At 62.9% G+C, this 12,339-nt stretch carries 10 protein-coding genes; all 10 read left to right on the forward strand.

Features of this window, described 5'->3' with window-relative positions:
• The first annotated feature begins 3 nt into the window (after window positions 1-3).
• The 10 genes from I2I01_RS05545 (at window position 4) to I2I01_RS05590 (ending at window position 12,291) form a co-directional block, all read left to right on the forward strand.
• Window positions 4-3,258, forward strand: coding sequence for a SusC/RagA family TonB-linked outer membrane protein (locus I2I01_RS05545; RefSeq protein ID WP_196285406.1), 3,255 nt, complete (start codon window positions 4-6; stop codon window positions 3,256-3,258).
• 19 nt (window positions 3,259-3,277) lie between these two features.
• A complete protein-coding gene (locus tag I2I01_RS05550) occupies window positions 3,278-5,089 on the forward strand; it encodes a RagB/SusD family nutrient uptake outer membrane protein (RefSeq protein ID WP_196285407.1) in 1,812 nt (603 codons plus the stop codon).
• A gap of 170 nt (window positions 5,090-5,259) precedes the next feature.
• The gene (locus I2I01_RS05555; protein ID WP_196285408.1) at window positions 5,260-6,024 is read left to right on the forward strand and encodes an SDR family NAD(P)-dependent oxidoreductase; all 765 of its coding nucleotides are present in this window, start codon (window positions 5,260-5,262) and stop codon (window positions 6,022-6,024) included.
• Window positions 6,025-6,161: 137 nt separating this feature from the next.
• The gene (locus I2I01_RS05560) at window positions 6,162-7,019 is read left to right on the forward strand and encodes a fumarylacetoacetate hydrolase family protein (RefSeq protein ID WP_196285409.1); all 858 of its coding nucleotides are present in this window, start codon (window positions 6,162-6,164) and stop codon (window positions 7,017-7,019) included.
• Complete coding sequence (locus tag I2I01_RS05565) at window positions 7,006-7,836, forward strand: amidohydrolase family protein (protein WP_196285410.1); 831 nt, start codon at window positions 7,006-7,008, stop codon at window positions 7,834-7,836. The genes I2I01_RS05560 and I2I01_RS05565 overlap by 14 nt, the downstream gene beginning before the upstream one ends.
• 109 nt (window positions 7,837-7,945) lie before the next feature.
• Window positions 7,946-8,734 (forward strand): L-fucose dehydrogenase, encoded by a 789-nt coding sequence (locus tag I2I01_RS05570; RefSeq protein WP_196285411.1) that lies wholly within the window; start codon window positions 7,946-7,948, stop codon window positions 8,732-8,734.
• A gap of 149 nt (window positions 8,735-8,883) precedes the next feature.
• Window positions 8,884-9,900, forward strand: a complete 1,017-nt coding sequence (locus tag I2I01_RS05575) for a zinc-binding alcohol dehydrogenase family protein (protein WP_196285412.1) — start codon at window positions 8,884-8,886, stop codon at window positions 9,898-9,900.
• Window positions 9,901-10,114: 214 nt separating this feature from the next.
• Entirely contained in the window at window positions 10,115-10,822 is a 708-nt protein-coding gene (locus tag I2I01_RS05580) for a hypothetical protein (RefSeq protein WP_196285413.1), read from the forward strand.
• Between the two features lie 42 nt (window positions 10,823-10,864).
• A complete protein-coding gene (locus I2I01_RS05585) occupies window positions 10,865-11,524 on the forward strand; it encodes a hypothetical protein (RefSeq protein WP_196285414.1) in 660 nt (219 codons plus the stop codon).
• Window positions 11,503-12,291, forward strand: a complete 789-nt coding sequence (locus I2I01_RS05590) for a sensor histidine kinase (protein WP_196285415.1) — start codon at window positions 11,503-11,505, stop codon at window positions 12,289-12,291. The genes I2I01_RS05585 and I2I01_RS05590 overlap by 22 nt, the downstream gene beginning before the upstream one ends.
• The last annotated feature ends 48 nt before the right edge of the window (window positions 12,292-12,339 follow it).

Raw genomic sequence — 12,339 nt, forward strand, 5'->3', positions numbered from 1 at the left:
GTTATGGCCCACTCCTTACCCAAATCCTTGCCGCTGTCGGCAGTGGCTCCGCGGCTAGCCTGCGCGCTGCTCGTAGGCGGCACGCTGCTGGCCACCGACCCGGCCCAGGCGGCCGTGGCCGGTCCGCCCCTCAATCTTAAATCGCCCAAGGCGCCGAATGGCATCAAAGTGGGCCTTACGGGTGTGGTGAAAGACGCCAAAGGCAACCCGCTGCCGGGCGTGACGGTGCTCATCAAAGGCACCAAAAGCGGCACCACTTCGGGCCCGGACGGCACCTTCCACTTCAACCTGCCCACGGGCAATGAAACGCTGATTTTCAGCTTCATTGGCTTTAAGACACAGGAAGTGGCTGTGAACGGCCGCACCACGCTGGACGTGTCGTTGCAAGACGACAACGCCGCCCTGGAAGAAGTAGTGGTGGTGGGCTACGGCACCCAAACCCGGGCTACCATGACCGGGGCCGTGGCCACGGTGGACATGCAGAAGATTCAGGACTTGCCCACGGGCAGTCTCTCGGCCACGCTGGCCGGGCAGCTGCCGGGCGTGAGTGTGAGTGGCGGCACGGCCCGCCCCGGCGAGGCCGGCGCCATCACGGTGCGCAACCCCATCATCCTGTCGAAGGACGGCGGTACGCTGCGCCCCTTGTTCGTTATTGACGGCGTGGTGCGCACCGAGGACGACTTCAACGTGCTCGACCAGTCGGAGGTAGAATCCATCTCGATTCTGAAAGACGCTTCGGCCGCCATCTACGGTGCCCGCGGTGCCCAGGGCGTGGTGCTGGTGGCCACCCGGCGCGGCCAGTTGGGCGCGCCCAAGTTCAGCTACAGCGGCTCGGTGGGCTCCACCGACGCCGTGCAGCTGCCCAAGATGATGTCGGGCGTGCAACAGGCCACCTACCTGAACGACATCAACCGCGCCAACAACGTGGCGCCCACCAGCACGAACTACTACACCCAGGACGAGCTGGACAGCTTCGCGGGCAATAACTACGACTGGCTGCGCACGGCCTGGAAACCGGCTATTCTGACGCGCCACGCCCTGAACATGAGCGGCGGCACCGACCGGGTGACCTACTTCGCCGGCGTGAGCTACAACTACCAGAACGCCAACTTCGACAACATCAACGCCAACAAGTGGACCTACCGCGCCAGCACCGACGTGAAGGTGGCCCGCGGCCTGAAGGTGGCCTTGTCGGTAAGCGGCGACTTGTCGCAGAAGCGCATGTACTACCTCAAGCAGGGCGGCGAGAACGTGGAAAACGACATGAAGAGCCTGCTCTACACGCCGCAGTGGGTGCCCATGTACGTGAACGGCCTGCCCACGCTGCTCACCAACGCCAACGGCGCCAACCTGAACACAGTGGACGCCTTCCACTTCTTCGAAGTACAGAACTCGGACAATTACACTTCGACCCGCAACACCGGCCTGAACGTGACGGCCAGCGCCGAGTACGAGCTGCCCTTCATCAAGGGCCTGAAAGCCCGGGTGTTGTTCGGCAAAACCATGGACAACAGCTTCGGCAAGCAGTACGGCACCAAGTACAACGTGTACCGCCTGACCATGCTGGGCACCAACAAGCACATCTACGGCGGCAACGTGACCGGCGCCCCTGTGGTGCTGAACAACGGCGACCGGGTGCGCCTGAATCCCACCACCTTCGACAGCTACCAGCTGAACGGCTACCTCACGTATGACCGCCAGTTTGGCAAGCACCACGTGGCCGCCATTGCCTTCTTCGAGCAGTCGGAAACCACCACCGACGGCGTGGCCGCCATGGCCGAAGGCGCCATCATCGCCCCCGGCGTGCCCAACCTCGACTACCAGAACTTCGCCACCGGCGCCCAAACCACTACGGAAAGCGCCAGCGAAGCTGGCACGCTCTCCTACGCCGGCCGTTTCAACTACGACTACGACGGCAAGTACCTGCTCGAAACCACGCTGCGCTACGACGCTTCCACCAACTTCGCACCGGAGTACCGCTGGGGCCTGTTCCCCTCGGTGTCGGTGGGCTGGGTGATTTCGCAGGAAAACTTCTTCCGCGACAACGTGAGCTTCGTGAACCTGCTGAAGCTGCGCGGCTCGGTGGGCTTCCTGGGCGGCGACGCCACCAAAGCCTTCAACTGGCAAACGAGCTACGGCCTGAAAACCGGCCAGGGCGCCGTGTTCGGCGGCAACGGCGACCGGTCGCTGGTGTTTGCGGCCAACAATGCGCTGGCCAACCGCGCCGCCCGCTGGGACGACGACACCAAGTACAACGCTGGTATCGACGCTCAATTCCTGAACAACCGCCTGTCGTTGACCGTGGACGGCTTCTACGACCACCGCTACAACATGCTCACGGCGCTGGTGAACTCGGCGCCGCAGGTGATTGGCGCGGCTCTGCCCTCCGAAAACTTCTCGTCGGTAGACGGCTTCGGCTACGAAGTATCGGTGGGCTACGGCGACAAAATCACAAAGGACCTCGGTTTCCGCGTGAACACCTTCTTTGCCTGGAGCGACAACAAGCAAATCAAAGTGGACGTGAGCCGCGGCCAGGTTGGCCAGTGGGACGACCCGACGGGCCGCTCGACCGACCAAGGCGTGGTGGGCTACAAGTACCTGGGCATGCTCCGCACCCAGGCTGATGTAGACGCCCTGCTGCAGGCCAACCCCAAGTACACCCTCTTCGGCTCGGCCCCCAAGCCCGGCATGCTGTACTACGAGGACATCCGCGGCCCCAAAGACGCCTCGGGCAACTACACGGCCCCCGACGGCATCATCACGGAGGTAGACCAAACCTACCTGACCCCCAAGTCGAGCAACCACTACAGCATCGGTTTCAACCCCACCATCACCTACAAGTCGCTGAGCATTTCGGCCACGATGGGCCTGTCGTGGGGCGGCCAGGACGTAGTAGAATCGGCCGCCCGCAAGCAGGGCACGGCCACGGCCAACCGGCCTGAGTTCTGGGCCGACCACTGGACGCCTGAAAACACGAACGCCGCGTACCCGGCCCCGGCCTTCGGCTCGACCTACGACGTGAACTCGTCGTTCTGGTTCCGCAGCTCGTTCTCGGCGGGCATGCGCAACGCCAACATTTCCTACAGCCTGCCCACCACCCTCACCAACCGGGTGGGCGTCGGCTCGGTGCGCGTGTTCTTCACGGCCGTTAACGCCCTCAATTTTTACAACCCTTACAGCTACAAAACCTACTCGGGCTCCTACGACGCATACCCCACGCTGCGCTCGCTCTCGCTTGGTTTGAACGTAGGCTTCTAATTCCCACCCCATTCGCCACATGAAACCATTTCACTACATCGCCCTCGCCACCATCGGTACCGCTTTCGGGCTGAGCAGCTGCGAGAAAGTGCTGGACAAGGAGAACCTGGGGCAGTCCACGACGGAGCTCGTGTTTAAGGACTCCACGCTGGCCAACCTCAACCTGAGCTTCATTTACAACCAGAACCTGCCCGAGTGGGGCGACCCCATCATCAACGCCACGCTGAACACGGCCAACAACACGGCCAGCAACTTCAACGTGGCCGGCCTGACCGAAGAAGCCTACTCGGCCAACCGCCTGCTGGCGGGTACGCTGCTGGTGTCGGACGTGGGCGGCGAGTTTGGCACGGGCCTGAGCGCCACCAACAACTACGGCAAAATCCGGACCATCAACATGTTCCTGAGCAACGTGAAAAACGGCCCGCTGCCCAGCGGCGCCAAGGGCCGCCTGCGGGGCCAGGCCCAGTTTTTCCGCGCCTGGCGCTACTTCGAGATGGTGCGCCAGTACGGCGGCGTGCCCCTGGTGATGAGCCCGCTGAACGGCGTGGGCCAGGAAGCCCGCGACCTGGCCTACATCCCGCGCAACACCACCAACGAAACCTTTGCCGCCATCGTGGCCGACCTGGACTCGGCCATTCAGACCCTGCCGGGCAAGTGGACGTCTAACTCGGACTGGGGCCGCATCAACAAAGGCACCGCCATGGCCCTCAAGGGCCGCGTGCTGGTATACGCCGCCAGCCCGCAGTTCACCACCGCCGACAAGTGGCAGGCCGCTTACGACGCCAACGTGCAAGCCAAGGCCACGCTGCTGGCCAACGGCTACCGCCTGCACGCCTCCTTCGACCAGCTCTGGTTCCAGGAAGTGAACAACCCGGAGGCCGTGATGGTGACGAGCTACAACACCTCGACCGGTGACCAGCTGAAGCGCAACAACCAGTACGACAACTCCACCCGCCCCGCCGTGAACGGCACCGGCGGCGGCCAGAACCAGCCCACCTGGGAAATGGTCCAGGCCTTCCCCATGCTGGACGGCAAGAAGCGCACCGAAACCGGCCGCTACACCTACAGCGACCAGCTGTTTTACAAAAACCGCGACCCGCGCTTCGACAAAACCATTGCCTACAACGGCTGCACCTGGCCCCTGAACGGCAACACCGGCTACCGCCTCTGGACCTACCTGCGCGGCAGCACCTCGGTAGAATCTGGCAGTGCCACCAACACCGGCTTCTACTGCCGCAAGGCCATCAACCCCTCGGCTTCGCCCAGCGAAGTGCAGTACCTGGGCACCGACTGGATTGAAATCCGCTACGCCGAAGTGCTGCTGAACCTGGCCGAAAGCGCCTGCGGCGTGAACCGCCTCACCGAAGCCTACACCGAGCTGAAGGCCATTCGGCAGCGTGCCGGCATCGAGCCCGGCAGCGACGGCAACTACGGCCTGAAAGCCAACATGACCCGCGCCGAGATGTTCGACGCCATCCTGTACGAGCGGCAGTTGGAGCTGGCCTTTGAGGGCAAGCGCTTCTGGGATTTGCGCCGCTGGCGCAAGATGGAAACCCTCAACGGCCTCAAGCGCACGGGCCGCACCATCACCCTGAACGCCTCGGCCCCGTCGGACTTCGCTACCACCCGCGACAACCTGAACCTGGACCAGGTGTACACCAACTACTTTACCATCGCCCCCAAGGCGCTGGAAGCCGCGCCCATCTCGACGACCGGCATCAAGTGGGATGCGAAGTATTACTTCTTTCCCATTCCGCAGGCCGCTATCGACAACAACCCCCAGGTGCAGCAGAACAAAGACTGGGGCGGCAGCTTCGACCCCATGCAATAGGCCAACGGCTGAGCTAGTTTAATGCATTACAAATCAATGCGTCGCTATTCCGAAAGGGTGGCGGCGCATTGGCATGTTTGGCGGTAGTGAACCGCCGCCGGGCCAGCCGAAACCGCAACATTTAACGCCCCCTTTTCACCCTATTCTACACTTACCCGCACTTTAAAAACATGTTCAGTTTATCCGGAAAAACGGCCGTCATCACCGGCGGCGGCAGCGGCATCGGCCGGGCCATTGCCCTGCTTTTTGCCAAGCAGGGCGCCCGCGTGCACATCATTGAGCTCAACGCCGACGCCGGGCAGGAGGTGGTGGCCGAAATTGAGCAGGCGGGCGGCCAGGCCCAGGTGCACGCCGCCAACGTGGCCGAGCAGGCCGCCGTGGTGGCCGTTTTTCAGGCCATCGGCCGGGTCGATGTGTTGGTGAATAACGCCGGCATCGCCCACGTCGGCAACGTGGAAACCACCTCCGAAGCCGACTTCGAGCGGGTGTACCAGGTGAACGTGAAAGGCGCTTACAACTGCCTGTTTGCGGCCGTGCCGCTGATGAAGGCGCAGGGCGGCGGCGCCATTGTGAACATGGCCTCCATTGCCGCCCACGTGGGCCTGACGGACCGCCTGGCCTACTCCATGAGCAAGGGCGCCGTGTTTGCCATGACGCTCTCGGTGGCGCGCGACTACCTCGGCAGCAACATTCGCTGCAACAGCATCTCGCCGGCCCGCGTGCACACACCGTTCGTGGATGGCTTCATTGCCAAAAACTACGCCGGCAAGGAAGACGAAATCTTCGACAAGCTCTCCAAAAGCCAGCCCATCGGCCGCATGGGCCAGCCCAACGAAGTGGCCGCCCTGGCCCTCTACCTGGCCTCCGACGAAGCCGGCTTCGTGACCGGCTGCGACTACCCGCTGGACGGCGGCTTCATCAAGCTAAACACCTGATGCAGGACACTCCAGAACGGTCATGCAGAGCGCAGCGAAGCATCTTTACCGCAACAGTAAATAATTACTTCCGGGGTAAAGATGCTTCGCTGCGCTCTGCATGACGTTCCCTCTTCTCTAACCACCACACCCTTCCTATGAAACTCATCCGCTACGGCCAGCCCGGCCAGGAAAAACCCGGCGTCATCCTCCACGAGCAGCGCTACGACGTCTCGGCGTTCGGCGAAGACTACAACGAAGCCTTTTTTGCGACCGATGGCCTGGCTCGGCTCGCTCAATTTCTGAAAGAAAACGACGGCCGGCTCGCCCCCATTGCCGAAACCGAGCGCCTGGGCCCACCCGTGGCGCGGCCGTCGAAAATCCTCTGCATCGGCCTGAACTACGCCGACCACGCCCGCGAAACCGGCGCCACGCCCCCGCCCGAGCCGGTGCTGTTCATGAAGTCGACCACGGCCTACGTGGGCCCGAACGACGACCTGGTGATTCCCCGGAACTCCGTCAAAACCGACTGGGAAGTAGAGCTGGCCGTGGTGATTGGCAAGAAAGCTTCTTACGTGGACGAGGCCGACGCCCACCAGTACATCGCCGGCTATGCCCTGCACAACGACGTGTCGGAGCGTGAGTTTCAGCTGGAGCGCAGCGGCACTTGGGATAAGGGCAAGGGCTGCGACACCTTCGCCCCCATCGGCCCCTTCATGGCCACGCCCGACGAAATGGGTGACGTAGACAACCTGCGCCTCTGGCTAAGCGTGAACGGGCAGTTGATGCAGGACGGCACCACGGCCAACCTCATTTTCAAGATTCCCTTCCTCATTTCCTACCTCAGCCAGTTCATGACCCTGCTGCCCGGCGACATCATCTCGACCGGCACGCCCGCTGGGGTGGGCCTGGGCATGAACCCGCCGGTGTACCTCAAGCCCGGCGACGTGGTGGAGCTGGGCATCGACGGCCTGGGCACCTCGCGCCAAACCGTGAAAGCGTATGGTCAGAATTGACGCCCACCAGCACTTCTGGCAGTTCGACGCCGAGCGTGACGCCTGGATAACGCCCGACATGGCAGTCATCCAACGCGACTTTTTGCCCGCCGATTTGCAGCCGATTCTGGAGCAGCACGGCCTCGATGGGTGCGTGGCCGTACAGGCCAGCCAAAGCGAGACCGAAACAGACTGGCTGCTGGATTTGGCGGCCGAGCACAACTTCATCAAAGGCGTGGTGGGCTGGGTTGACTTGCGGGCCGAGAACGTGGCTGAGCGCCTGGCCCACTACGCGCAGTTCGAGAAGCTGAAAGGCTTCCGGCACGTGCTGCAGGGCGAAGCTGACCGAGCTCTGATGCTGAAGCCCGAATTCCGGCGCGGCATAACGGCGCTGGCCGCTCAGGGCTTCACCTACGACCTGCTGGTGCTGCCCGACCAGCTGGGCTATGCGGCCGAGTTAGCGGACCTCTTTCCCAAGCAGCCCTTTGTGCTCGACCACTTGGCCAAGCCGCTCATCAAAGCCGGCGAGTTGGAGCCTTGGCGGCGCGACATTCAGGCCTTAGCCAAGCGCGAGAACGTGCTGTGCAAAGTTTCGGGCATGGTGACGGAAGCCGACTGGCAACAGTGGCAACCGGCTGATTTTCGGCCCTACCTCGACGTGGTGTTTGAGGCCTTTGGGCCCGGCCGCGTCATGTTTGGCTCCGACTGGCCGGTGTGCAACGTGGCCGGCGGCTACGGACGCATGCACGCGCTGGTGGCCGACTACGTGGCCCGGCTTTCGCCCGGCGAGCAAAACCAGTTCTGGGGCGACAACGCCACCGCTTTTTATCAACTGTAGGATTACTGGTTGTCAGTTGTTCGTTGTCAGTTGCTGGTTAGTCGTTGTAACCACTACCAGCAACTGACAACGAACAACTGATAACCAGCAACTAACAACCTTCTTCTTCATGGATTTACAGCTTCAGGACAAAGTCATCATCGTCACAGGCGGAGCCAAGGGCATCGGCGAGGGCATCGTGCGGGTGCTGGCCCAAGAGGGCGCCATTCCGGTCATCGTGGGCCGCAACGAAGCCGACAACCGGCAAACGGTGGCCGCTATTGAAGCCGCCGGAGGCCGCGCCGGGCAGGTGGCCGCCGAGCTGGCCGAACCCGACGAGTGCGCCCGCGCCGTGCAGGCCGTGGTGGCCCAGTTTGGCCGCATCGATGGCCTGGTGAACAACGCCGGCGTGAACGACGGCGTGGGCCTCGAAACCGGCGACTACGCCGGCTTCATGCTGAGCCTGCACCGCAACGTGGTGCATTATTACCTCATGGCCCACCACGCCCTGCCCGAGCTGAAGAAGTCGCAGGGCGCCATCGTCAACATCACTTCTAAAACGGCCGAAACGGGCCAGGGCAACACCTCGGCCTACGCCGCCGCCAACGGCGGGCGCAACGCCCTCACCCGCGAGTGGGCCGTGGAGCTGCTGAAGTACGGCATTCGGGTGAACGCCGTGATGGTGGCCGAAAGCTGGACGCCGGCCTACGAAACCTGGATTCAGACCCTGCCCAACCCGGAGGAGAAGCTGCGCGAAATCACTAGCAAAATCCCGCTCGGCAACCGCATGACCACGGCCGAAGAATTGGCCAACACTACGGCCTTCCTGCTCTCCAACCGCAGCAGCCACACCACCGGCCAAATCATCCACGTCGACGGCGGCTACGTGCACCTCGACCGCGCCCTGGCCAACGCTTAGATACCAAAACCATCTGTCATCCTGAGCGCAGCGAAGGACCTTCTCACGTCCGAGTAAGTAACTCAAGCGTGAGAAGGTCCTTCGCTGCGCTCAGGATGACAGGCGTTTGCTTCGCCTCCCCAATAGTCCACCACCCCACCAATCCACCAATGAACACCCTCGTTTGCCTGGAGCCTGGCCAGTTTGCTTACCAGCAGCACCCCCACCCTACCGCCCAGCAGGGCGAGGCACTGATACGCATCCGGCGCATCGGCATCTGCGGCACCGATTTGCACGCTTTCCAGGGCACGCAGCCGTTTTTCAGCTACCCGCGTGTGCTGGGCCACGAGCTGGCCGGCGAGCTGATTGATGCCGGCGGAGCCGAAGGATTTGCCCCGGGCGAAGCCGTCACGTTTATTCCCTACTTCAACTGTGGCCACTGCATTGCCTGCCGCCGCGGGCTGCCCAACTGCTGCGCCAGCATCCGGGTGTTTGGCGTGCACGTGGACGGCGGCATGACCGACGTGGTGGCCGTGCCGGCCGATAAGCTGGTGCATGGCGACGGCCTGAGCTTCGATGAGCTGGCTTTGGTAGAACCGCTGGCCATTGGCGCCCACGGCGTGCGCCGCGCGGCCGTGGAGCCCGGCGAGTTTGTGCTGGTGGTGGGCGCTGGCCCCATTGGGCTGGGCGTGATGGAGTTTGCCCGCATTGCCGGGGCACAGGTCATCGCCCTCGACATCAACGAGCAGCGCCTGGCTTTTTGCCAGGAGAAGTTGGGCGTGGCCCATACCGTCAACGCGCTGGCGCCCGATGTGGCGGCGCAGTTGGCCGCCATTACCAACGGCGACATGCCTACAGTTGTCATCGACGCCACAGGCAGCCAGAAGGCCATTCTGAACGCGTTTGCTTACCTGGCGCCGGGCGGGCGGTTTGTGTTGGTGGGATTGCAGAAGGGCGACATCAGCTTTTCACACCCCGAGTTTCACAAGCGCGAGGCCACGCTCATGAGCAGCCGCAACGCCACCCGCCCCGATTTTGAGCACGTCATTCAATGCATGAAGCGGGGCCTGGTGCAGCCCACCACCTACATCACCCACCGGGTGCCGTTTGGGGCCGTGCAGGCCGAATTTGCCGGTTGGCTCGACCCCGCCAACGGCGTCATCAAGGCCATGGTGGAGCTGGACTAATTGGCCCAGCCCACCCGTAGAAATACGTGGTTGTGAAAACCGCGTATTTCTACCTGCACAACTCTTCTGCTTATCGCATTCCTTTGCCCCTGCAGCGGAGCAAGCGGCCGCCCGTGCCCGAAAGCCCGGCGTCGCCGTTTTGGCTTTGGCGCGCGGGCCCTTTATTTGCTTTGCTGAAGCGCATCACGGCTTTTCATTCCCCTTTCTTCAACTCATGCAAAACATCTCCACCCCCTCCGGCTTTCTGACGCAGGAAGAATTCACGCAATACGCGGCCAACTGGCTGAACCTCGTCAGCCAGGCCGAAAGTCCGGCGCTGCCGGGCAGCTTCGAGGCCGAAGCTGGCGCCCGGGTGGCCTACGTGAGCTTTCCCATCATGCGCGTGGCAGAGCTGGTGTCGGCAGTGGGGGCCAAGCAGATAAAAGCCCGCTTTGTGCTGATACCCGACGGCGGCCAGCAGAAGTTCTCGCTGGTGCTCTTTGCCGCCGACGACACGCAGCAGCCCGAAGGCCGCAAGTCGGCTTATTACCTGGCCCAGCCGTGGTGGACGCAAAGCACGGCGCCAGTGCTGGGCGAGCCTGTGCCCGACAACCTGGCTACCCTGTGGGTCGACAGCTGGAAGGGGGCGTCGGCCGTGACGACCGACATGTTTGCCACGCCCGCGGGGCCGCTGGAAGGCTACAATTTTGACCTCAAGGACTTCGTCAAGCCACTGTTCACCGACCAGGCTTACGGGCAGCAGGAAATCCGCCTCTGGCTGGGCCTGCACACCTACTACTCGCCCACCAACCTCAACAGCCCGACGCAAACCTTTGGGCTGGTGGCGCGCCGCTTCGACCCGACCCAGGCCGTGCAGCAAGGCCAACCCGTTACCGACGAGTCGTTCTACGATTTGTCGACGCCCTGCCCGCCGATTCGCTAACCCTGGTGGCGCTGCCCCTGGCGGAGCTAGCGCGTTGCCCGCATGGATGATTTTTTGTACCTCACGCCGGAGCAGTGGCTGACGCGGCTGACGCCGGTTCCGGTGGTGGTGGCGGCCGTCATGGGCGCCGTCCGCTTTCGCCACCTGCCAGACAATATCCGGTACCTGGCGTACCTGACCTGGTTCATTTTGCCGCTCGAAATCATCGGCTTTGCGATGATGATGATGCAATCAAACAACCTGTTTCTGATGCCCATCTGCGCCATTGGCGAGTTTGGGCTGCAAGCCGTGCTCTACGGCAAAACGCTCCAGTCCCCCACCTTCACGCGGGCCCTGCCCTGGCTGGTGGGGGGCTTTGCCGCTTATGTGGTATTCGATAGTCTTTCCATCGGCGGGCTCAAAGAATTCCGGCCCGGGCAGCAGGTGCTGCAAAGCGTGCTGGTGCTGGGGATGGTGGGGCTTTATTTTCGCAAGTTGCTGCACGAACTCCACGTGCAGCAGCTCAAGCGCGAGCCCATGTTCTGGGTATCGGCGGGGCTCACCATCTACTGCCTGGGCTACCTACAAATTGCGCTGTTCAGCAACTACTTGCTGCGCTTCTCCTTCCAGCTGAACATGACCGTCTGGATGGTACATTCGCTGCTGTTCATCATGCTTTATTGCTGCTACAGCGTGGCGCTATGGCTACCCCGGAAGAAGTAACATTTGGTTCTTTACTCTTTTGGAGCATTGGCATGATGGTGGTGGCCGCCGGCTGCCTGCTCCTGTTTCTGTTCACCTACCAAAAGCGCCTGCTGCAGCAGCAACTGCGGCTGCGCACCGCCGAAACGGCGCACCAGCAAGAGCTGCTAGCTGCCATCATCGAAGCGCAGGAAGGCGAGCGGGAGCGCATCGGGCAGGATTTGCACGACGGCATCGGCTCCACCATTGCCACCGCCAAGCTGCTCGTCAACCGCCTCCGCAGCCAGCCTGTGCCCGACAACTCCGCCGAACTGCTGGCCCTGGTCGAAGAACTGATAGCTGCGGCCGTGCACGACGCGCGCAGCATTTCGCACAGCCTCTACCCCGCGGTGCTGGCCCGTTTCGGCCTGGCCGAGGCCATTCAGCACCTGGTAGATGTGTGCAACGAGACGGGGGCGCTGGCCATTGAACTGGAGATGGACTACACCCAGCCGCTGGCGCTGGCCCAGGAGCTGGCCCTCTACCGCATTTGCCAGGAGCTCATCCACAACGCCCTGAAGCACGCCAAAGGGGCCACCAGCCTGCAGGTGCGCCTGCAGCAGCACGGCCCGCAGCTTACGCTGGAAGTGAGCGACGACGGCTGCGGCTTCGTGGCGGCGCCCACCGGGGGCGGGGCCGGCCTGCGCAACATCGACGTGCGGGTGCAAATGCTGGGCGCCCGCCTGCAGCAGCGGTCAGCGCCGGGCCAGGGCAGCCACTTCCTTATTCAGCTCCGGGCCGCGGCTTAGTCCGCGGCTTTCCACGCCGGCCGAACTACTACCTTCGCCCATCATTGG

The sequence above is a fragment of the Hymenobacter properus genome, assembly GCF_015694735.1.
Lineage (GTDB): Bacteria > Bacteroidota > Bacteroidia > Cytophagales > Hymenobacteraceae > Hymenobacter > Hymenobacter properus.